This window comes from Rufibacter sp. XAAS-G3-1 (assembly GCF_013623775.1).
GTDB lineage: Bacteria > Bacteroidota > Bacteroidia > Cytophagales > Hymenobacteraceae > Nibribacter.
Genome location: NZ_JABFAM010000007.1, coordinates 1 through 20,326, shown reverse-complemented (window position 1 = coordinate 20,326; position 20,326 = coordinate 1). Strand labels below are relative to the sequence as shown.

Here is a 20,326-nt window from a genome sequence, read left to right as displayed (position 1 = left end):
GAATTCCATGAGTCCGGCGGGTGCAGGAAACAACCGCTGCCTCTGTTTTACGGCTAATTTGGCGGAAACGTGCCAGAAACGGCGCAACCTTTGTAGTATCATTGGGGTAATCATAGCTTTTGCCTCGGTTTAGACGTTCCTAACGCATGCCCTTTTTTAACTCATACTTCGGCAGTTTTTCTGATTGGCTGAATACCCGGCGCAAACGGTGGCTGTCCAGGCATGGGCAAAAACTGAGCATGGGCTACTGGCGATCATTGAACCGAAAAGGTTGGTTCCGCGTGCTGGGCAAGGCAGCAGCGACGGTGTTGCTGGTGCTTTTCGTGTTCTATCTGGCGGTGTACTTCGGGTTGTTTGGCTGGCTGCCCACCAAACGGCAGCTAAAGTCGGTGCAGAACAACATGCCCTCAGAGGTCTACACCGCCGACAGCGTCTTGATTGGCCGTTATTTCATCCAAGACCGCACCAACGTAGCCTATGACCAGATTGCCGAACCGGCCATCAAAGCCTTGGTGGCTACCGAAGATGTCCGTTTCTATGAGCACGATGGCGTAGATTACCGAAGCCTGGCCCGCGTGTTCGTGAAAAGCCTCTTATTACAGAATGAAAGCTCCGGCGGGGGCAGTACACTCAGTCAGCAGTTGGCTAAAAACCTGTTTCCGCGTAAAGATGTGGGCTTTCTGTCTATGCCCGTGAACAAGCTGCGCGAGGCCATTCTGGCGCGCCGTTTTGAGGCCATTTACACCAAAGAAGAGCTATTGGCGCTGTACCTGAACACCGTGCCCATGGGCGGAAACGTGTACGGCATAGAATCGGCGGCGCGGCGTTTCTTCAGCACCTCCGCCGATTCGCTCAAGACCGAGGAGGCCGCCGTGCTCATTGGTTTGTTGAAAGGCACCACCTCTTACCACCCCAAGCTTTACCCAGAACGGTCTAAGCTGCGCCGCAATGTGGTCTTGGCCCAAATGGCGAAATACGGCTACCTCACGCCTGCGCAGAAAGATTCCCTGCAAAAACGTCCGCTTACACTCAGGTACAACCCGTACTCCCACCACAGCGGTTTGGCCCCTTATTTTAGGGAGCATCTGCGCGAAGAACTGGGGCAGTGGGCCGCCCTACAGAAAAACGGGGAGGGCGACCCTTACAACCTTTACAACGACGGCCTCAAGATTTACACCTCCATTGACAGCAAAATGCAGCGGCACGCCGAACTGGCGCTTCGGCAGCGCATGAAAACGTTACAGGTGGACTTTGACAAACACTGGGGAAATAAATCGCCGTGGGCGGGCAAACCCGATGTGGTGCAAGCCGCCAAACTACGCTCGCTCCGCTACAAACGCCACAAAGCCGCCGGTCTTTCTGAAAACGAGATTGATAAAATCTTCAACACGCCCCGCAAAATGCAGGTATTCCGGTGGCGGGGCGAAGTGAGCCGTACCATCACCCCCATGGATTCCTTGCGGCATTACCTGCGCTACCTGAACGCCGGTTTTATAGCCATGGAACCTAACAGCGGTTTTGTACGGGCCTGGGTAGGCGGCATCAGCCATAATTATTTCCAGTACGACCACGTGCGCTCCCGCCGTCAGGTAGGTTCCACGTTTAAGCCCATCGTGTACGCCACCGCCCTGGAAAGAGGAATTACTCCTTGCTCCTATTTCCCGAACGAGCGCCGTGTCTTCCCTGAACACGAGAACTGGTCGCCCCGCAACGCCAATGACCAATACGGCGGCGCGTATTCCATGCTGGGAGCGCTTTCGCAGTCCATTAACACAGTGTCGGTGAACGTGGCCTTGCAGGCGGGAATCTCGAATATCATCCAGACCGCGCATAATCTAGGCATTACGGGCGAACTTCCCTCCACCCCTTCCTTGGCGCTGGGCACTGCCGATGCCAGCCTGCTGGAGATGGTGGCTGCCTACGCCTCTTTGGCGAACGGCGGTTACCAGATAAAGCCCCGTTACCTCCTGCGCATCACCGACCGGCAAGGCACCATCCTCTTTGACCAATCCAACCCGAACGGCCAAGGCAAACAGGTGCTGTCCAACCAAACCACGGCCCTGCTGCGCCCTATGTTGGAGAGCGTGATCAGCGAGGGCACCGGACACCGCCTGCGCAGTGATTATCGCCTGAAAATGGGCATTGCGGGCAAAACCGGCACCACCCAATCCCAGGCCGATGGTTGGTTTATCGGGTTCACGCCAGATTTGGTGGCCGGGGCCTGGGTGGGGGGCGAAGACCGCCGCATCCGCTTCCGGAATTTGGAACAGGGCGGGGGCGCCAACACGGCGCTTCCCATCTGGGGCACCTTCTTCCAGCGCCTCAGCAATGACCGCGCGTACCGCCGGTATGGCTACAGCCAGTTCTCCCCGCTTCCTTCCTACCTGCAAGGCTACCTCAATTGCCCACCCTACCAGCCGCCGTATGTGGAGGCACCGGTAGAAGAAGACCGAGGGATTGAAGGCTTATTCAAAAAAGGTGGCAAAAAGCTGAAAGACTTGTTTAAACGGAGAAACAAGGAAGAAAAAGACTGGCAGAAAGACCTGGAGAAAGAACTGGAAAAGAAAGGAAAAGGCAGAGGCCGCTGGGCACGGGAAGATTAGGTTGCAGGGGCAACCACTAGGGATTGCCCCTACAAACCGCACAAAAAAGCCTCACCTATTTTTCACAGGTGAGGCTTTTTATCTTATCTGTTTTTACACTGATTTTTCAAAAACAAGCCTAAAACAAGGTTCAATTAATTCAAGCTACGCGCTTCTCCAGCGTGACCTTGGCCTTGTGGCAGATGCCGCCCAGCGGTGGGTTGAACTTGGAGACGCTCACTTTCACCTGCTGCACAAACGGGAATTCCTGCATGACGGCTTCCATGATACGATGCCCCAGGTGCTCCAAAAGGCGGGCGGGAAGGCTCATCTCGTGGAGGACTAGTTTGTAGAGTCGCTCGTAGTTCACGGTCTCGTCCAGGTTGTCTGAGGCGGCGGCGGCGTGTAAATCGGTTTGGATGTAGAGGTCTACGCCGTATTTATTGCCTATTTTCTGTTCCTCGTCATAAAACCCGTGGAAGGCGAAGAACTCCATGCCTTCCAGCGCAATCTGCCCCATAAACGCTGGAACTAGATTTCGTCAAAGAAAGAACCGCCACCGGCGGCTACCGCGGGGGCCGGTTTGGCCTGGGTAGTCATGGGAGGCTGTACTTCTGGGGTGGTGGGCACCGGACTCTCCCGCTCTGGCGCTGGCTCCTCTACCGGCGTTGGGCTGGGTGCGGGCGGAATGTCTGGCTTGGGCTCTTCTCTGCGCGGAGGGTCAATGGACGGCGTTGGAATATGCGGCGGTACTATCTCTGGGGTACGCGGGTGCACATCTGGGGCCGGGTTGTGCATGGGCGTGGGCGGAATGGTGCCCGGCGTGGCCGGAATTGACTCGCGGCTACCGCCACCGCCTATTTCATAGGCCTGCGGCTGGTCTGTGAAAGCCGAGGCGGGCACATTTATCGCTTTGGGCGCCGATGTTACCGGGGCTGCGGGCGTTGAGGTGAATGCGTTCATAGTGGTATCTTTTTCGTCATCGGGCCGCTGCGCTTTTATTTGGGCGGCTCTTTGTAAGATACTGGCAAGGGAGGCTTTAGGTTTTGACTTGGTTTTCTCCACCTTGTCCAGCGCGTCTGAGGCCAGGTTCTGCAGGTCGCGCACCATGTTCTCCAGGTAATCTTCCAGGCGCAGGTAATCCTGCTCCAGGTTCTTCACCTCGGCATGCATTTCCGCTACGGTTTTGTCTGCCTGTAGGTACGCGCTTTCCAGCACGCTGCGGGCTTTCTGGCGGGCGGCCTCCAACACCTGGTCGGCTTTGAGTTGGGCTTCGCGAATCTGCAGGTCGGCAGATTTGGTGGCTTGGTCTACAATGCTGGTGCTGGTGTCCTCGGCGGTCTTGAGGGTTTTGTAAAGTGATGATTCCACCTCGCGCAGTTTCTGGACTTCACGGCCGGCCACTTCCAACTTCATTTTCAGGTCTTTGTTCTCGTCCTGCAATCGCTCCCACTGCTGGGAAAGCGTGAGCAGAAACGCCTGAACTTCCTCCTTGTCCAAGCCCCTAAACGCTTTCTCAAACGTTTTCTGTCTGATTTCTAACGGTGTAATCTTCATATTTCCTTCAAGGTTAACGCCCAAACCGCAATGCTGCGGTCATCACTACACGAAACTAACTGATTCCAGTGAGCCGACCAAAACAATTTGTTGACCGAGGTGCCGTGCCCCGCGTGCCGGGCTTTGTCTATCACTTTCAATAATTTAAACGTCTGCGCATCCCACACCTTCACAGATTTGTCCATGCTGCACGTGGCAAACAGCCGCCCGTTGGGGCTGAACGCGATGTGGTTGAGCGTGAACAAATGTGCGATGATGCTGGTGTGTTCCTGGTACTGGTTTTCTGCGTTCCATACGCGCAAATGGGCATCTCGGCTACCGCTTAACAGGTAATTCCCGTCTGGCGTGTAGGCCACCGTGAACACCGAGCCGGTATGCCCTTCTAACGTCTGCTTCACGTGCAGCGTCTCCCTGTCCAGAATTAAAATGCGGTAATCGCTTAAACCCAGCGCCAGCTCTGTTCTCTGCGGATGCAGGGCCACGCTGCGCACGCTTTTCTCTGCAAACCGCACGGCTTTCTGCACTTCCAGCTTTTCCAGGTCTACCATTACCAGAGAGCCGTCGCCTAAAGCGAGGTACGCCTGCTGCGCCTCCCAAGAGTATTGGATGTCAAAAATGGCGGCGGGCGGCAGGGGAATGGTTTTCACGATGGCTTTCGCCGAAAGATCCAGCACTTCCAGGCTGTTGTGGTTGTGCCCAATCAAAAGCCAATTGCGTTCTGGCACGTACTTGAGCGCGTACACGCTGGAACTGACTTTGGCCACCAGTTCGCCGGTTTCGGGTTGGGTCAAGTCCCACTGCACCACCAGGCCATCGGCCCCGGCCGAAAAGAATTTCTGGGGCTCAGGCGCGCATTCCAACGTGTAAACGCAGTCGCGGTGACCGGTGAGCGTGGTGATTTTCTGTACCTGAAACGGGCTGGCCATGATCTACGGGAAAAAAGGATGGAAGCTATTTTTGCCTAAATTTACCAAAATCAGCCTAAAAACCGTTTCCGCACTTCTCATTCTATGCCGCTCCATCAACTCCATCCCATTTCTGCCACTTCGCTCTTAGGACTTTGGCGGGTAGAGGAATCTGCGGAGGCGCTTCGCGCACGTTTGCTTTCCCTGCGGCCCGGCCATGAAATTCCGGTGTTCAAGGCGGAGACCCGCACCCGCGAATGGCTGGCGGCCCGGGTGCTGGCGTATACTCTGCTGGAAAAGCTTTCGGCCCCTTCCATTTACCTGCAACGGCTGGAAACGGGCGGGCCGGTCTGCTCTGATGCCGTGTGGCAGGTGTCTCTTACGCACTCTGGCGCTTGGGTGGGGGCCATTGCCTCCTGCTCACACCAAGTTGGCATAGATATTGAAATACTGGGAAACAAGGCCCCTCGGCTAGCGCCGCGGTTTCTGAACGAGGCGGAGCTAACCGCTGCCCATGCTGATGCGGAGAAAATACACCTGTACTGGAGCGCCAAAGAAACGCTTTACAAAGTGTACCAAAACAAAAAGCTGGATTTCAAGGAGCATCTGCTTCTGGAAGATTTCCATGGGCAACCGGCTGGTGCGTTTACCGGGCGCGTGGTGACAGATACTTTTGACCAGACGTATACGGTTCACTATGAGGTACACCCCGATTTTGTTCTGACGTACGTGCTGGGCCCACGGTAGAAAAGAGTAGCTTGCAGAGAACCGGCTGTTTCATTTTGATTCATCTGAGAGGCTGTGCTCTCTGAGAGGCCAACGTTATATTTTAGCACCTGACTATATGAGAACATATTTTACTTTACTGCTGGCCCTGGCTTTCACCAGCACCGCCTTTGCCCAAACCGGTTACCGCCTAGGGGCCAAAGTAGACAATTTCACGTTAAAAGATGCCCAGAACCAGTCGGTTGAACTGTCTGGTTTCAAAGACGCGCCGGTACTGGTGGTCGTCTTCACCAGCGTGAGTTGTCCGTATGCCAAACTGTACGAAAACCGCCTGCAGAACCTCTCCCAAACCTATGCTGGCAAAGGCGCGCGGTTTGTGTACGTGAACACCAACATTGGCCTGGAAGAAGGCAGCCAAACCGACAAAGCCCAACCCGACCGCCCCAGCCCAGCCAAATTCCCGTACCTGGTAGACGAAGGGCAGCAACTGAGCAAACGGTTTGGGGCCACCAAAGCCCCCGAGGTATTCGTGCTCCAGAACTCCGCCGACGGCTTCTACCTCCGCTACAAAGGTGCCATAGACGACAATCCGCAGGCCGAAAACTACGTGAAGCAACGGTATTTAGCCAGTGCCCTGGATGCCCTGTTAGCGGGCCGTTCGGTTGCCAACGCGGAGCAACGCGCCACGGGTTGTTTGATTAAGCGGTTTTAAGACTTAGCTCGCAACTTACTAATAATCAGAATTTTAATCTGCTTTTGAGCTATTTTCTGTAAAATAAGCTAAAAACGAAAATGCTTCTCAATGACGGACTGTTCTGAAATGGCTTGAACACATTTCCGGTGCGCTAACTTTTACCCATAAAAATTGCATATTCACAATATAGGAACGACAGAGATCATAAGAGAAATCATACGGCTGCCGATAGACAAACGACTTAAAATAGTGGAGCAAACGCTTAAGTCTATTAGGGAAGCAGAAAATAAGAATCAGTTGGAGAGAGCGGCAGCGGCACTTTATACAGATTATTCTTCTGATAAAAACCTCACCGCTTTCTCTGAACTGGACTTCGAGGTTTTTTATGAAGCAAGGTGAAGTTTGGCTGATTAATCTAGCCCCCACGGTTGGCTCTGACATCAAAAAAGACCAGACCAGCCATTATTGTCAATGAACCTGTTTAGAGTTTTTCATAAACCGGCATTTAGAGCAATTACCCTGGTGCAAGCGTCTGCCTGGGCTGCCGGTTTTAGGCTACTTTCATAAAAACAGGCCTTAAACAGGTGGTTTATCTGTACACTGCCGCAAGCAGCTGCCTGTGACGCCGTTTCCTGCCTGTTTTTATGAAACAGGCAGGAAACTCTAAACAACTTCAATGATAATGCGTTAGGGAAATTGCCTTTGAAGGTGATTATACCTTTAGAGCATGTTTAAATTTCATCTTTGCGCTGCAAACGCCCAGAGAAAGGTTCTGCAGAACCTTTCTCTGGTCATTTCCGCTGGCAAACCTCAAATGTAAACATGCTCTTAACTGATTGGAAAGACCACTATGAGATAGCCCCATAGATGGTAAAAATAGAAGCAGAAAAGAATAATAGCCTCTCAAAACCTTCGGCAGCAGATTGCTTCCAAGTAAGCTCTCTATCAGAACTTCGTTTTGTGAAGAAACTAAGACAAATAGCAGCAGAACAGCAAGAAGAAGTGAAGGCTGGTTTAACTAAAGTCTTTACTATTGATTGCTAAACCATTCTTTCCTTAAGATACTTCTATGTCGCACTGCATTGCGTGGCAGACGCAAGGTTTTGCGTCATTAACGTAGACCTCACAGGTTTTGAAAACCTGTGAGGTCTTTCCGTTTTCGGGCGTGTTTTCTAAAATCAGCCCCAAAACGTCACTCTCCTACCCTCCGCTGCTGTACCTTTGCCCCAGGAATCATTTTCACATCTTCTTATCTCCAAATCTCCAAATCTAAAAAATGGACTTCCTGGACTCAGACCTGAATGCCTACGCCGAGGCGCATACTACTCCCGAGACACCTTTGCTGCACCGCCTCAACCGTGAGACGCACCTGAACGTGCTGAAACCGCGCATGCTCTCGGGGCACTTGCAGGGGCGCACGTTGGCTATGTTCTCGCAGATGCTTCGGCCGCGCCGGGTTCTGGAGATTGGCACCTATACCGGTTACTCCGCGCTTTGTTTGGCCGAAGGATTGACGGATGATGGCGTGCTGCACACCATTGACGTGAATGACGAGTTGGAAGACATGGTGCGTGGCTACATTGCGGAGGCAGGGCTGGAGCAGAAGATTCAACTGCACATTGGGCAGGCCGCTGAAGTGATTCCAACGCTCCATGAGCAGTGGGATCTGGTGTTTATTGACGCCGATAAAAAGAGCAACGGCCTGTACTATGATATGGTGCTGGATCATGTGCGGCCGGGCGGCTTCATCTTGACGGACAATGTGCTCTGGAGCGGCAAGGTGGTAGAGAAATTCAGGCCCAAGCTGGACAAAGACACCGAGCTGGTGCTGGATTTCAACCGCAAGGTACACGAAGACCCGCGGTTAGAAAACCTCCTGCTGCCTATTAGAGACGGCATTTTGGTGGCCCGCAAGAAGTAATCCACAAATGTGGACAAACCCGTGGAAAAGACGGTGGATAAATTTTACCTGCCCTCTTCTTCCTTTACCCCCTCAAAATCGCCTACTTTGCAACAGAACCTATTGCTACAACCTATTACTTGATAGCAACTTAGCTACTAGTAATTCCAGTTTTACAAGAGCATAGCGTTTTTTCTATTCTTTTACCCATTCCCTCGATAATCAGATGAAAAAATCTTTATCGCTCCTGTTGCTCAGTCTGTTGTGTTTCATAGCGCAAGCCCAAAGCCCGGTAGTTCCCAATAATATTTACTTCGCCGATCTCCACCTACAGATACGGGAAGACGCCCGCGCCGACATCCAGAAACTGGTAGATGCGTTGACCAAGCACCCCGGCTACTTCCAGAAAAAGGTAGAATTAGCTGATGCCTATTTCCCGTTTGTGGAGCAGGCGCTTAAACAGGAAGGCGTACCTACAGACTTCAAATACCTGGTTCTGCAGGAAAGTGGCCTGGTGTCTGATGCCGTGTCTACCTCTAACGCCGTCGGGTTCTGGCAGTTCAAAGAAGCGTCTGCCACAGAGTTGGGCGTAAAAGTGAATTCGCAGGTAGATGAGCGCAAGCACATTATTGAGTCAAGCCGCGGCGCGGCCAAATACATGCTGCGCAGCAACGCCTATTACAAAAACTGGTTCAACACCCTGCTTTCCTATTACCAAGGCCTGAACGGCACCAAAGCCCTGACCAAAACCGCAGACATTGGGGCGAAGAAAATGGAGATCACGAGCCAGACAAACAAATACCTGCTCACGTTTCTGGCGCACAAAGTGGCCTACGAAAACGCCATCGGCAAGAACCCTACCCCTACCATCACCCTGCAGCCGGTAAAAGCGACTCCGGGACAGACCCTCACGGAGATTGCCATGGCGGCCCAGGCTGATGCGGCCGAGGTGGAGCGTTACAACAAATGGCTGATGGCCTCCAGGGTACCCTCAGACAAAGAATACACCGTGATGGTGCCGTACGTTTCTGGTGCTGCGCGCCCGGTGCTGGCGAGTGCCGGGCCCGTTAGAAAGCAAAACAGCAGCACAACGACAAGAACCACCGCAGTTAGATCCCAAGACAGCATTGGCAGAATCAAAGGCTTCTTCCAGACCCTCAAGGCGAAGCTGAACAATACGTACGTTCCTACCTCTGTGGTAGCGCAGGCCGGTGACACCAAAGACATGCTGGCCCTCAAGGGAAACATCTCCACCAGCAAATTCTTACGCGTGAACGACATGCAAGCCTCTGATGAGATTGTACCCGGCCAAACCTATTACTTCCAAGGCAAGCTCAACAAAGCCAAAGACACCGAGTACCACGTAGCGCAACGCGGCGAAACCATGCACGCTATTTCGCAGCTGTACGCGGTAAAACTAAACAAACTCTTGTCTAAAAACCGCATGACCAAAACTGAGCGGCTGGAACCCGGCCGTGTGGTATGGCTGCAGGAAACCAGACCAACCAGCATTGAGGTAGAGATAAGACCACTGGAGGAGGAAACCCCCAAAGAAGTCATAGCTCTTAAACTTGAGCCGGCTACTCCGGCTTCTACTACTGCGGCTACTCCTAGACAAGGTTCCATCAGCGTGGAAGTGGAAGACACCGCGGCGGCCTCGTACGTGCGCAAGACGCCCCAGGGAGAGGCGGCTCCCGCCGGTGCCTATCCGGCCAAGAGCCCTGCCGTAGCGGCAAAGCCAGCCGCCGTTCTGGAGCGCAAAGCCCCAGATGAACCAGTGGTTGCCGCTGTAAATGCCCCGGTCACGCAGCCAATCCCGGCTTCTGGCAAGCACGTGGTAGAGAAAGGCGAAACGCTGTACTCCATCTCCAGAACTTACGCCATTCCCATAAAAGACCTGCTGGCGTGGAATCACTTAGATGGCAGCGAGCCTTTGGCCTTGGGCAAAGAACTTTCCTTAACCGGTTCAGCTTCTGCCACCTCCAACCTTACGGTTGACACTGCCGCGCCTGCTTCCACTACGTCTCCGGTGAAAACAGCGCCTACCGTCGCAACTTCTGACGCTGGCGTAACTGAGCACACCGTGGCAGCCGGTGAGACCTTGTACGCCATCTCCCGCAAGTACGGCGTGTCTTTGCAAGATATACAGACCTGGAACGAACTGGGCACTGGCTCTATCTCCATCGGGCAGAAACTGATTGTAGCCGCACCCGCCACCGCCCAGGCCGAAGCGCCTGAATCTGCCCCCGCTACTGGCGAGACCATCACCCACAAAGTTGCCGCCGGCGAGTCTATGTATGCCATCTCCCGCAAATACGGCGTTACCATCCAGCAAATCATGGAATGGAACAACAAACCAGACTTCAACGTGAGCATTGGTGAAAACCTGGTGATCAAACCGAAACAATAAGGCAGTACACCCTAAAAACAGAGAGAGCCAACTGTAAAAGCCGGCTCTCTCTGTTTTTAGGGTGTTTTTTGTATTCTGGATGAAATCTAAGTAACTGGACAGAAATAACTATATCTTCTTCTCTCTTTGTCATCCTGACAGGATCTCGGTGGCGAACTAGAAAAGCTCTTATTGAAAGTAATTGCCGTTCGTGACCAAGATCCTTTCAGGAAAACAAAATAGATAGTTTAATTTGTCCTGCTACTTAACCACCCCGCCCTTCGGGCACCCCTCCTAAATTAGCTCATCTTGCAGGCAAAAGACAGTAGCCATATCAATGAAAGAGCAGGCGCTTTCTACCGTTCCCGCTCTTTCGGATTTAACAATCCGAAAGGACTCTGTTGGGGATTTATCAATCTCCGTATCTACCCAACTGGCGCGAAGGGGATTGGTAAATCCCCGGCAGAGTGGTTCGGGATTAGAAATCCCGGACAGCAACGTTGGTACAAGTTTCCCTACAAGAGGAGCCTTGATCAAGAGGGGAGTTTCTGCTTGTCACCGCTATACCGCTTGGTCAAAAGACCTCGTAGCGGCTGGAAGACCTGCGAGTTTCTGTGCCAATGGCCTCTAAATTACCTCTCTATTCTATGGCGCGGGTTTACTTCCGTAATTCATGAGCAAAAGTCACGAAGTAAATCCGCACCATAGAAAAGCAGGGAAGATACTTCTTGCAGGAATCTGCGTTCCTGTTTTTAGCCTACTTTTTGGAAATCAGCCTGTAATCACATCTTGCCTCCCTCTGGTGGAGAAGACAACCGGGAGGCGGCTTGCAGGCCTTGGGCTATTTCGGGCAGAATGCCTAAGCGTTGGTAAATGGGCCGGACTAACTGGCGCGATTTGGGAAGGCTCATGACAAACGGCACAATGCTCAGCAGACAGATGATACCGCACCCCAGCAGCGTATAGGCAACGCCAATCCGTTCGGCAAACCAACCGGCCAAAAGACTGCCAATGGGGGCCATGCCCATAAACGCCATGGAATAAAAGCTCATCACGCGGCCGCGTTTGTCATCGTCTACAATGGTCTGGAGGAGCGTGTTGCTGGAGGCCATGCGCAGAATCATGCCCAGGCCCACCACAAAAATACTCAGCATGGCTAGGAGCATATTGGTAGAAATAGCAAATGCAATGAGCCCCAGGCCAAACAGAACGGAAGCCCACACAATGACCCGGGCCAACCCCAGCACCGATTTCCGGGAGGCCAGGTAGAGCGCGCCCAGCAAGGCCCCTACCCCCGAAGCCCCCATCAGCAAGCCCAGGGTGCTGGCATCTCCGCCCAGCACGTCCCGGGCAATGGCGGGCATGAGCACGGTAAACGGCATCCCGAAGAGGCTGAGCGTGGCAATGAGAATGAGAATATCGCGGATGGGCGCAAAGCCGAACGCGTACCTAAATCCTTCGCCCAGGGATTTCAGCACCTTAGTGTCCTGCGTTTTTATTTCAGTTCGGGGCACCCGCATCAGCAGCAGGGAAGCCAATACGGCCAGGTAACTGAGGGCGTTGACCAGAAAACAAACGCCCTCGCCCAGCGTGGCAATCACCCCGCCCGCCACCGAGGGGCCTACCAGACGCGCCATGTTGAACATAGAGGAATTCAGGGCGATGGCGTTGCTCATGTCTTCGCGCTTTTCTACCAGTTGCACCACAAAAGACTGCCGCGCGCTCATGTCAAAGGCGTTCACAATACCGGCAAAGACACCCAGGGCCATAATGTAGGTGATGGTGACGGTTCCGGTGAGCACCAACGCAGCCAACACGCTGGCTTCCAGCAAGAACAGGAACTGGGTAACCAGCAGCACCCGGTGCCGGTTGAACCGGTCTGAGATAACCCCGGCAAACGGGGCCAGCAGAAAAGACGGGATCTGGTTCGCGAAACTGACCATGCCCAGCAGGAACACCGAATCGGTGAGGCGATAGACAAGCCAACTCATGGCAACCTGCTGCATCCAGGTACCAATGAGGGAAATGCCCTGTCCCATGAAAAACAGGCGGTAATTGCGGTACTTCAGGGCCCGGAACATGTCGCCCAGCCGAGAGGGTTTATTTGTGGAAAGAGTATCTGCCATTTGATCAAAGCCCTTTTAGGCCGAAAATGTGTACGAGCAGAACCTACTTTTATGTTCCCATTCACCCGTGCCTGGGACACTCTTTTCTGCGGCGTGGTAGAAGCCATGGCGCTTTCTTTTGTTGCTTTCCATCTGCTTCGGCCAAGCCGATTTTGTTTTTACGTTACGGCCAAGGGTACCGCCCAATCGCATCAGCTATTTCCTTTTCTCTGCCTAACTGTATCTTATGGGAGTTAGCCTCGTAAGGAATCACTTAGATGGTTTAGAAATAAATTTACAAATCTTCAAGCAACAGGTATGAAATATCCATTGAAACCGCTTCATGAGCAGGTGATCGTGATTACGGGTGCTTCCAGCGGCATCGGGCTGGCGACCGCCCGGGCTGCGGCCAAGAAAGGCGCTACGGTAGTATTGGCAGCCCGCAACCGCGAGGCCCTGATTGCCATTGAACAGGAAATCAGAAATGAGGGCGGCAAAGCCTTCCATTGCGTGGCCGATGTGGGCCGTAAAGAGGAGGTGCAGTGGATTGCGGACGTAGCCCTGCATGAATGCGGCGGTTTTGACACCTGGGTGAACGATGCCGGGGTCTCCATCTACGGCCGTCTGGACGAAGTGAGCGACGAGGACAACCGCCGCCTGTTTGACACCAACTTTTGGGGCATTGTCTATGGCTCTCTGGTAGCGGCGCAACACCTAAGAACCAAAGGAGGCGCCATCATCAACCTGGGCAGTGAAGTCTCTGACATTGCCATCCCGCTGCAAGGCATGTATGCTGCCAGCAAGCACGCCGTAAAAGCCTTCACAGATGCCCTGCGCATAGAGTTGATGGAAGACAAGGCCCCGGTTTCTGTCACGTTAATCAAGCCCGCCGGAATTGACACGCCTTACCCAGAGCACGCCAAAAACTACACCCACAAAGCCCTCACCCTGCCGGCCCCGGTGTATGCGCCAGAGGAAGTGGCCGCCGCTATTCTGCATGCGGCCGTGCATCCGCACCGCGACATCATGGTAGGCGGCGGCGGCAAAGCGATGAGTGCCCTGAACAAAAGATTCCCGGGTGCCATGGATTGGATCAGTTCCAAGATCATGAGCAAAGAGCAAGTGGAAGATGCGCCGCCCGTAAACAGATCCGGTTCCCTGCACCAACCCTCCACGGCGGGCAACGTGCGCGGCAACTACAAAGGCCATGTCATGAAAACCAGCCTTTACACCCGTGCTGTCATGCACCCCGTAGCCACCAGCGCCATCTTCGTAGCCGCTGGTGCCGCCGTTTATGCCCTGATGAACAGAAACGCCCTAAAAAACATCAGCCTTCCCAAATACGGCCGAGAGTCTGAAAACGACAGCCAGCCGGAAGGTGAGGTTCTGATAGTGACCACTACCTATCTGGAGGATGACACCTATACCGGAGGCGCGTCTACTTTAGGAGATGACTTCCCCGCAGGAAGCACCACCTACCCAGACAATGACCGCTACCCAACAGGCGGCAGAAACCTTGGCAGTGACACCTTATAAGATCATTGGTAGAGGTTAGCCTTTCACACAATGCTTCTATTTAGGAAAGGGTATTTCCGGACTGCTTCTTCAGCCGGAAATGCCCTTTCTTTTTTGGTTTATGGCTCGGTTAAGCCTTCTACTGTTTTGCCATACCCTACTAAGCTGTTTAGAGTTTTACGCCTGTTTTCATAAAAGTAGCCTAGAAACGGGTCACAAACGGATGCTTGCGGCAGTGTACAGATAAACCTCCTGTTTTTGGCCTGTTTTCATAAAAACAGGCCAAAAATGCATGGCACCTGCCAGAGAAATTGCAACAGAGGAATTGCTTTAAAGGCCGATTAATGAAAACCTCTAAACAGGGTTACCATCTTAAATGATTGATGCGCCACAGAAAGAGATGGCGGGCAGACAGAACCCACCCCTCCGAGGAGGGGAATACCTCTGAGCTAATCTTGTAGGGAAACTTTAAAAAGTTGCTGTTCGGGATTGTTAAATCCGAAAGAGCGGGAACGGTAGAAAGCGCCTTCTCTTTCATTGATATGGCTACTGTTCTTTTCCTACAAGATGAGCCTCCAAGGAGGGGAATATGCCTTTGCAGAAGAGGGGAATGCGTCTTTACAGAAGAAAGGAATGCGTGAGAGACAAGGCAGTGCCTGGTCTCTACGGGTACTTTCCCAGTTCCAGTCTTTCCCGAGCGCGCCTCGCTTTTGGCCCTGGACAGACCTCAGCTAAGAGGAACAGACCTCCCAGGCCGAAAGGGCAGTGCGAGAGGGGAAGACGGGGCCCCGCGGCCGTGAGCGCTTAGCAGCCACTATGCAAAGAGCCGCACCTGCACCCACGGAGAAAACGGACAAGCCAAGGGAACAGCATATTCCGTGCACCTGCTAATCTCCCCAAAGAAGCCACCTCCAGACAGATACCCACTTTTTGACCCGCGGGCGAATTGTGCGCATGACCCAGGCCATTTGCACCAACCCAGAATGCATTGGAATGGGCCTGGAAGAAGACACGGCCATTCTGGTAACCCAGGGCGGGCACGTAGAGGTAGTAGGCAGCGGCCTGGTGACGGTGGTAGACGGAATGGGCATTACCCAAACCAACATCTATGACATAGGAAACGGGGAACCCTTCACCGCCAAAAGCCTAAAAGTACACTTGCTGAGAGACAAAGACGAGTACGATGTTCCCTCTTACAAAAGATTTCAGTTACAGGAACCAGTCATTCTGTTTAGAGCCTGTTTAAACTTTGGGTTTGCTGGCGAAAACGGCAAGAGCAAGGTTCTGCCAAAATAGTTTTTGAGCCCCGTAGCAGTGCTACGAAGATGATAAAAGTGCGAAGGCAGGTTCCTACTCTTGCCGTTTTCGCCAGCAAAAGCCATAGCAGAAGTAGCGTTTTGGGGCTGTTTTTTAGAAAAAAGCCCCAAAACGCTACTTCTGCCGCTCTTCGTTGGCTATCTTCCTATCAAGCACAAACGTCCCGAAGGGAATCAGTGAGGCCACGAAGGCCATTACCACTTTCCCGAAAGACCATCTGTACTCCCTCCACACCTGAACCAGCAGCGCCACAAACAGGATAAACAGCAGACCGTGCGCCCAGCCCACGTATTTCTGCACTTCAGGAATGCCTGCCATACGCTTCAACGGCATGGCAATGAACAACAGAATAATATAAGAAATACCTTCCAGAACAGCGATAGTCCGGAACCTGTCAAGGGTTGTCTTAAAAGAGAAGTGCATGTACGTAAACAGTTAGATAGCGCAAAGGTACACCCAACCGCCTAAACCTCTCACATTTTACGGCACACTTGCCAGATTATTGCGCCTCCCTCCTGATTTTGCCTCAGCTCTTCCCTTTTCAGTTTAGCGCCTGATTTCCAGAAAACAAGCCCAAAACACAGGGGCAAACCCCAAATCCCCGATCTGTTTCTGGGCTATTTTCCGTATCTTCGTAGTCCTTTCGCGCTTCATTTTTGACTCGTGACTCAAGACTCAGAACTCAAGACTCTTACCACCGTGCCAGATTTTTCCCACCTCCACACCCACACCCAATACTCGCTTTTAGACGGGGCCGCCAGCATCAGCGGGCTCATGAAAAAGGCCCAGGCCGATGGCATGAAAGCCGTGGCCATGACCGACCACGGCAACATGTTTGGGGCGTTCAACTTCGTGGCCGAGGCCAACAAGTACAACGTGAAACCCATTGTGGGCTGCGAATTCTACCTGGTGGCAGACCGGCACCAAAAGTCCTTCAGTAAAGAGGCGAAAGACGTACGCCACCACCAATTGCTGCTGGCCAAAGACCAGGAAGGCTACCAGAACCTGGCCAAGCTCTGCTCCTACTCTTACATTGACGGCCTCTACAGCAAATGGCCGCGCATTGACAAGGAACTGCTGGTCAAATACCACAAAGGCCTCATTGCCACTTCCTGCTGTATCGGGGCGGAACTTCCGCAGGCCATTCTCTGGAAGGGCGAGGAAGAAGCCGAAAAACTGTTGCAGTGGTGGCTGGACTTGTTCGGTGAGGATTTCTACATCGAGATTCAGCGCCACGGCCTCATGAACATTGACGGCACCGGCCTGAGCCAGGAAGACGTAAACCAGGTGCTGCTCAAGTGGGCCATCAAATACAATGTCAAAGTCATCTGCACCAACGACTCGCACTACGTAGAGCAAACCGATTGGAACGCGCACGACATCCTTTTGTGCGTGAACACCGGTGAGCAGGAAAGCGTGCCCGTGGGCGATTTCCAGACGCAGTACTTTAGGTTAATGTCGGGTAGCGGCGAGGTAATCTATGACACGCTCACCAACATCAGAAACACCTACGGCAACGACGAGAACGTGCGCCGCATGTTGTACCGCATTGAGGAAGAGCAGCAGAAACCAAGGCCGCAAGACCGCTTCGGGTTCCCGAACGACCAGTTCTACTTCAAGTCTCAGGCTGAGATGAACAAGCTGTTCGCGGACGTGCCGTTTGCCGTGGACAACACCAATGAAATAGTGGACAAGATCACGCCGCCCAAGCTGCAGCGCGATATCCTGCTGCCCAACTTCCCGCTTCCTCCGGAGCACCCTACGGCTGATTTGTTCCTGCGTCACTTAACCTTTGAAGGCGCCAAGAAACGCTACCATGAGATTACGCCAGAGGTGGAGGAACGCCTGAACTACGAGTTGGGCATCATTGAGACCATGGGCTTTGCCGGGTACTTCCTTATCACCCAGGACTTCATCAACAAAGGCCGCAGCATGGGCGTGGCCGTGGGCCCGGGCCGGGGTTCGGCGGCGGGTTCTGCCGTGGCCTACTGCGTGGGAATCACCAACATCGATCCTATCAAGTACTCGCTCCTGTTTGAGCGTTTCCTGAACCCTGAGCGGGTGTCTATGCCCGATATTGATATTGACTTTGACGACGTGAACCGCCAGCGCGTGATTGACTATGTGGTAGACAAGTACGGCAAAACGCAGGTGGCCCAGATTATCACCTTCGGCACCATGGCCGCTAAATCTTCCATCAAAGACGTGGCCCGCGCCTTGGATTTACCGTTGTCTGAAGCCAACGAACTGGCCAAGATGGTTCCCGAGGTTCCCGGCACTACCCTTGCCAAAGCCTTCACCGAATCGCCGGAGCTTTCCTCTATTCGTGACGGAAATGACCTACGCGCAAAGGTTCTGAAACTAGCTGAAAAGCTGGAAGGCTCTGTTCGGAACACCGGTATCCACGCGGCGGGGGTAATCATCGCGCCAGATGACATCACCAACTACATTCCGGTTTCTACCTCCAAGGACTCTGACCTCTTGGTGACGCAGTTTGATGGGAAAGTGATTGAGAGCGCGGGCATGCTGAAGATGGACTTCCTGGGCCTGAAAACCCTGTCCATTCTGAAAGATGCCATGGCGCTCATTAAGCGAAACCACGGCGTGGAGATTGACATTGACAACATTCCGCTGGACGATGAGAAAACCTATGCCCTTTACCAGCGTGGCGATACCATCGGGACGTTCCAGTTTGAGAGCGAGGGAATGCGCATGTACCTCAAAGACCTGAAACCGACCAATATTGAGGACTTGATTGCCATGAACGCCTTGTACCGACCGGGCCCGATGCAGTTCATCCCGAACTTCATTAACCGGAAGCAGGGCAAGGAAGAAGTGGAATACCCGCACATCTTGTTGGAGCCGCTCTTGAAGAATACCTACGGCATCATGGTGTACCAGGAGCAGATCATGCAGACGGCGCAGGTACTGGCGGGCTACTCCCTGGGCGGTGCCGACTTGCTGCGCCGCGCGATGGGTAAGAAGGACATGAAGAAAATGGCCCAGGAGCGCGAGAAGTTCGTGGCCGGTGCCAAAGAGATTCATAACATTCCCGCCAAACAGGCTTCGGAGGTGTTTGACGTGATGGAGAAGTTCGCGCAGTACGGCTTCAACCGCTCGCACTCCGCCGCCTACTCCGTGGTGGCCTACCAAACCGGTTACCTTAAAGCCCACTATCCTGGGGAGTACATGGCCGCCGTGTTAACCCACAACATGAACGACATCAAGAAGGTGACGTTCTTTATTGAGGAAGCACGCAAGCAGCAGATTCAGGTTTTGGGCCCGGACGTGAATGAATCCATTCACCAGTTCAACGTGAACCAGCAAGGGCAAATCCGTTTCGGGATGGGGGCCGTGAAAGGAACCGGTGAGGCCGCCGTCGAGGCCATCATTGAGGAACGCGAGAAGAACGGCAACTACACCGACATCTTTGACTTCGCCAAACGCGTGAACCTGCGGGCCGTGAACAAAAAGACCTTTGAAAGCCTGGCCCAGGCCGGAGCCTTTGACTCGTTTGAACGTTACCACCGCGCTCAGTACCTGGAAACACCGGAAGGCGAAAGCATCAACCTCATTGAAAAGGCAGTAAGATTCGGGAACCAGTTTCAGGCCGAGAAAAACGCCGCCCAGCAGTCTTTGTTCGGTGGTGGCGGGGCGGTAGACATGCCATTGCCCAAAGTCCCGGACGTACAGCCCTGGACGTTGACCGAAATGCTTCGCCGTGAGAAAGAAGTGATTGGTTTCTATCTCTCCGGCCACCCGCTGGATCAGTTCAAGCTGGAGATTGACTCTTACTGCACCTGTAGTCTAGACCGGATTGAGGAGTTCAAAGGCCGCGACGTGAACGTGGCCGGCATCATCAGCAACGTGGTCATGCGCACCGGTAAAAACGGCAACCCATTCCTGCTCTTCTCTTTAGAGGATTACGAAAATACCATGGGCTTGGCCCTGTTCGGAGAAGACTTTGTAAAGTTCTCGCCTTACGTGAAAGAAGGCATGTACCTGTTCATCAGAGCCAAAGTGACGCTCCGTTACAAATCTGAAGACCAGTGGGAGTTAAAGCCGCTCTCCATGCAGCTGCTAAGTGACGTGGCTGAGAAAATGGCAAAGGGCGTGCGCCTGGACATTGATATTAGAAACATCAACGCCCTGTTGATTGACCGTCTGGAGGAAGCCGCCATCGCCAGTCCGGGTCAGAAGAAACTGGAATTGGTTTTGACGGAACCGGGAGAACGCTTGGCGGTGGAGTTGTTTTCTAGGAAGTACAGGATTGATCCGAAGGTGTTTTTGCAGAATGTGAAAGAGTTGGAGGTGGCGACGTGTCAATTGATATAATTTGTAATATCCAATAGAAACTTTATGGAAGCCTAAGTAGGAACATTGGTTCTTAGTTAGGCTTTCTCAACTTACGATTGTTTATTAGCAAGTTGTAGTTGTTTATAATAACTTAAGTGCATGTTAAAGTCATACTTATTAATAAAATCAAGTGTTTTCTGTAAGTCTAATTTGACAACCCTGCTCTTCCGGAGTTCCTACTCCGGAAGCAACCTGCCGGGGAGTTCCACTCCCCTTCTTCTGCAACACCTGCCCGTGGTTCACGGCGGAGTAGGAACTCCGCAGCAGGCAGGTTCGGGAG

General features: G+C 53.1%; 15 protein-coding genes. 10 read left to right on the top strand and 5 right to left on the bottom strand.

What is annotated here, in order from left to right; translation table 11 throughout:
* Window positions 1–146 precede the first annotated feature (146 nt).
* Window positions 147–2,603, top strand: a complete 2,457-nt coding sequence (locus tag HHO50_RS08675; protein ID WP_181305625.1) for a penicillin-binding protein 1A — start codon at window positions 147–149, stop codon at window positions 2,601–2,603.
* 139 nt (window positions 2,604–2,742) lie between these two features.
* Here HHO50_RS08675 and folB read toward each other — a convergent pair whose 3' ends face one another.
* The 3 genes from folB to HHO50_RS08660 are packed head-to-tail and all read right to left on the bottom strand — an operon-like array spanning window position 2,743 to window position 5,065.
* Window positions 2,743–3,102 carry a dihydroneopterin aldolase gene (gene folB / locus HHO50_RS08670; protein ID WP_181305624.1) on the bottom strand — a complete coding sequence of 120 codons (360 nt, stop codon included), beginning with the start codon at window positions 3,100–3,102 and terminating at the stop codon, window positions 2,743–2,745.
* 11 nt (window positions 3,103–3,113) lie between these two features.
* Window positions 3,114–4,139: a DivIVA domain-containing protein gene (locus HHO50_RS08665; RefSeq protein WP_181305623.1), complete on the bottom strand. Its 1,026-nt coding sequence runs from the start codon at window positions 4,137–4,139 to the stop codon at window positions 3,114–3,116.
* A complete protein-coding gene (locus HHO50_RS08660; protein WP_181305622.1) occupies window positions 4,136–5,065 on the bottom strand; it encodes a WD40 repeat domain-containing protein in 930 nt (309 codons plus the stop codon). Before HHO50_RS08660 ends, HHO50_RS08665 begins: the two co-directional genes overlap by 4 nt.
* Before the next feature lie 84 nt (window positions 5,066–5,149).
* Here HHO50_RS08660 and HHO50_RS08655 point away from each other — a divergent pair, with 84 nt between their 5' ends.
* The 5 genes from HHO50_RS08655 (at window position 5,150) to HHO50_RS08635 (ending at window position 10,774) form a co-directional block, all read left to right on the top strand.
* On the top strand, window positions 5,150–5,791 hold the full coding sequence (locus HHO50_RS08655) for a 4'-phosphopantetheinyl transferase family protein (protein WP_181305621.1): 642 nt from the start codon (window positions 5,150–5,152) through the stop codon (window positions 5,789–5,791).
* A gap of 97 nt (window positions 5,792–5,888) precedes the next feature.
* Window positions 5,889–6,482 (top strand): redoxin domain-containing protein, encoded by a 594-nt coding sequence (locus HHO50_RS08650; RefSeq protein WP_181305620.1) that lies wholly within the window; start codon window positions 5,889–5,891, stop codon window positions 6,480–6,482.
* A gap of 849 nt (window positions 6,483–7,331) precedes the next feature.
* Window positions 7,332–7,508 (top strand): type II toxin-antitoxin system PemK/MazF family toxin, encoded by a 177-nt coding sequence (locus tag HHO50_RS08645; protein WP_181305619.1) that lies wholly within the window; start codon window positions 7,332–7,334, stop codon window positions 7,506–7,508.
* 232 nt (window positions 7,509–7,740) lie between these two features.
* Window positions 7,741–8,385 (top strand): O-methyltransferase, encoded by a 645-nt coding sequence (locus HHO50_RS08640; RefSeq protein ID WP_181305618.1) that lies wholly within the window; start codon window positions 7,741–7,743, stop codon window positions 8,383–8,385.
* A gap of 205 nt (window positions 8,386–8,590) precedes the next feature.
* Entirely contained in the window at window positions 8,591–10,774 is a 2,184-nt protein-coding gene (locus HHO50_RS08635; RefSeq protein WP_181305617.1) for a LysM peptidoglycan-binding domain-containing protein, read from the top strand.
* 761 nt (window positions 10,775–11,535) lie between these two features.
* Here HHO50_RS08635 and HHO50_RS08630 read toward each other — a convergent pair.
* Window positions 11,536–12,879: an MFS transporter gene (locus tag HHO50_RS08630; protein WP_219921495.1), complete on the bottom strand. Its 1,344-nt coding sequence runs from the start codon at window positions 12,877–12,879 to the stop codon at window positions 11,536–11,538.
* Window positions 12,880–13,176: 297 nt separating this feature from the next.
* Here HHO50_RS08630 and HHO50_RS08625 point away from each other — a divergent pair, with 297 nt between their 5' ends.
* A complete protein-coding gene (locus HHO50_RS08625) occupies window positions 13,177–14,394 on the top strand; it encodes an SDR family oxidoreductase (protein ID WP_181305616.1) in 1,218 nt (405 codons plus the stop codon).
* 909 nt (window positions 14,395–15,303) lie between these two features.
* Window positions 15,304–15,669 carry a hypothetical protein gene (locus HHO50_RS08620; protein ID WP_181305615.1) on the top strand — a complete coding sequence of 122 codons (366 nt, stop codon included), beginning with the start codon at window positions 15,304–15,306 and terminating at the stop codon, window positions 15,667–15,669.
* A gap of 135 nt (window positions 15,670–15,804) precedes the next feature.
* Here HHO50_RS08620 and HHO50_RS08615 read toward each other — a convergent pair whose 3' ends face one another.
* Entirely contained in the window at window positions 15,805–16,113 is a 309-nt protein-coding gene (locus tag HHO50_RS08615) for a DUF3817 domain-containing protein (RefSeq protein ID WP_181305614.1), read from the bottom strand.
* A gap of 276 nt (window positions 16,114–16,389) precedes the next feature.
* On the opposite strand from HHO50_RS08615, the gene dnaE reads away from it, so the two are divergent.
* On the top strand, window positions 16,390–20,025 hold the full coding sequence (gene dnaE / locus HHO50_RS08610) for a DNA polymerase III subunit alpha (protein ID WP_181305613.1): 3,636 nt from the start codon (window positions 16,390–16,392) through the stop codon (window positions 20,023–20,025).
* Between the two features lie 120 nt (window positions 20,026–20,145).
* On the top strand, window positions 20,146–20,326 hold a 181-nt coding region (locus HHO50_RS21015), incomplete at its 3' end, for a hypothetical protein (RefSeq protein WP_219921494.1).

Coding starts and splice junctions, on each gene's coding strand:
- HHO50_RS08675 (WP_181305625.1), top strand. CDS start 147: ATGCCCTTTTTTAACTCATACTTCGGCAGTTTTTCTGATTGGCTGAAT.
- folB (WP_181305624.1), bottom strand. CDS start 3,102: ATGGGGCAGATTGCGCTGGAAGGCATGGAGTTCTTCGCCTTCCACGGG.
- HHO50_RS08665 (WP_181305623.1), bottom strand. CDS start 4,139: ATGAAGATTACACCGTTAGAAATCAGACAGAAAACGTTTGAGAAAGCG.
- HHO50_RS08660 (WP_181305622.1), bottom strand. CDS start 5,065: ATGGCCAGCCCGTTTCAGGTACAGAAAATCACCACGCTCACCGGTCAC.
- HHO50_RS08655 (WP_181305621.1), top strand. CDS start 5,150: ATGCCGCTCCATCAACTCCATCCCATTTCTGCCACTTCGCTCTTAGGA.
- HHO50_RS08650 (WP_181305620.1), top strand. CDS start 5,889: ATGAGAACATATTTTACTTTACTGCTGGCCCTGGCTTTCACCAGCACC.
- HHO50_RS08645 (WP_181305619.1), top strand. CDS start 7,332: ATGGTAAAAATAGAAGCAGAAAAGAATAATAGCCTCTCAAAACCTTCG.
- HHO50_RS08640 (WP_181305618.1), top strand. CDS start 7,741: ATGGACTTCCTGGACTCAGACCTGAATGCCTACGCCGAGGCGCATACT.
- HHO50_RS08635 (WP_181305617.1), top strand. CDS start 8,591: ATGAAAAAATCTTTATCGCTCCTGTTGCTCAGTCTGTTGTGTTTCATA.
- HHO50_RS08630 (WP_219921495.1), bottom strand. CDS start 12,879: ATGGCAGATACTCTTTCCACAAATAAACCCTCTCGGCTGGGCGACATG.
- HHO50_RS08625 (WP_181305616.1), top strand. CDS start 13,177: ATGAAATATCCATTGAAACCGCTTCATGAGCAGGTGATCGTGATTACG.
- HHO50_RS08615 (WP_181305614.1), bottom strand. CDS start 16,113: ATGCACTTCTCTTTTAAGACAACCCTTGACAGGTTCCGGACTATCGCT.